Below are 1,726 nucleotides of genomic sequence, written 5' to 3'. Positions count from 1 at the left end.
TCGCGGACAAGGTCCTCGCGGCCGCCGCCGAGGTGACCGCGAAGCTGCGGTGACCTCTTAAGCAGAACGATCGAGCGGACCGCTCACTCAGCGTGCTCAGATTCCCAGAACGTGCCTCTTGCGGGCGACTTCCTCGACGATCTGATGGTCACTGCGCAGCTCCTTGATCAACGCGACGCCGAGGATGACCACGATGATGGTGAACGGCACTGCAGAGAGCATCGCCGCCTGCTGAAGTGCTTGCAGCCCGCCGACGAGGAGCAGTACGATGGCGCAGGCCCCGGTGAGGAAGCCCCAGGTGGCGATGACCGGCCGGCGCGGTTCGAACGATCCCCCTGAGGACAGGGAACTGAGGACGAAGGTGTTCGAGTCGGCCGAGGAGACGAAGAACAGAATCACCATGATGATGGTGAAGATCGAGGTCAGAAGCGTCAGCGGAAGCTGATCGAGCAGGCTGAAGAAGGCAGTATCGAGGTTTTCGGCAGTCGCCTCTCCGATCTTCGCCCCTTCCATGTCGAGCTTGATCGCGGAGCCGCCCATGATCGTGAACCAGACGAAGAACACGGCGCTGGGGACGAGGAGGACGCCGGCGACGAACTGGCGGATCGTGCGACCCTTCGAGATCTTGGCCAGGAAGATTCCGACGAAGGCGCTCCACGACAGCCACCAGGCCATCATGAAATAGGTCCAGCCGAGCATCCATTCGCTGTCCGCGGCGCTCGAGGGCGTCATGAAGCTCACCTCGAGGAAGTCTCCGGCGAAGGAGCCGACCGAGCGCACGAACAGATTCGCCACGAAGCCGCTGGGGCCGGTGATGAAGACGAAGAGTCCGAGCAGAGTCGCCATGGTCAGAGTGATCTGCGAGATGTACCTGATGCCCCGACTGACACCGGTGAATGCGGAACCGGTGAAGAGAAGTGTGAGCACGGCGACGACCACGATCTGGAGGACGATCGTTGCGTCGATGCCGAAGATCGTGTTGAGCCCCTCACCGATCTGAGAGGCGCCGAGGCCCAGCGACGTGGTCGTTCCGAAGAGCGTGGCGATGATGGTGAGGATGTCGATGAACTTGCCGACCCAGCCATCGACGAGCCGACCGAGTACCGGCCTCAGCATCGTGGAGACCAGAGCCGGTCGTCCCTTCCTGTGCGTCGAATAGCCGATCGCCAGACCGAAGACTCCGAAGATGGCCCAGGCCTGGAAGCCCCAGTCGAGGTAGGAGAACTGCATGGCCCGGATCGCGGCATCCATGGTCTCCGGCTCGGCCAGGCCGTGTGGAGGAACCATGAAATGCGACATCGGTTCGGCGACGCCGTAGCTGACGAGTCCGATTCCCATCACTGCGGCGAGGATCATCGACAGCCACGCCACCGTGCTGTACTCCGGCAGCGAGTCCGCTGACCCGAGCCGGATCCGTCCGAACCGACTCGCGGCGAACCACACGAGCATGACGATCGCAGCGAAGGGCACCACGAGGTAGATCCACCCGAAGCTCGACGACACGGCGGTCATCGCTGTGGTCATGATGTCGCCGAGGCTGTCGGGAGAGACTGTGGCCCAGATGACGAAGGCGATGACGAAGGCCACCGCGCAGAAGAAGACGCTGCCGACCGGGCTGCGGCGCGCTGTTTCTTCAGATTCGCCTGTCTGCTTCGTTGCAGTCTTCACAGAGTCGGGTTCAGGCTCGGGATCGGAGTCAGGCTCCGAGTCGGCTTCAGCCCCGGGG

At 63.0% G+C, this 1,726-nt stretch carries 1 protein-coding gene; it reads right to left on the bottom strand.

All coding sequences use genetic code 11. From position 1 onward, the window contains the following. Positions 1–96 precede the first annotated feature (96 nt). On the bottom strand, positions 97–1,726 hold a 1,630-nt coding region (locus L0G76_RS16085; protein WP_369696206.1), incomplete at its 5' end, for a BCCT family transporter.

Source organism: Brevibacterium picturae (assembly GCF_030453725.1).
Classification (GTDB): Bacteria; Actinomycetota; Actinomycetes; order Actinomycetales; family Brevibacteriaceae; genus Brevibacterium; species Brevibacterium sandarakinum_A.
The sequence above is the reverse complement of the archived record's forward strand: the minus strand, read 5'-3'. Positions and strand labels throughout refer to the sequence as shown.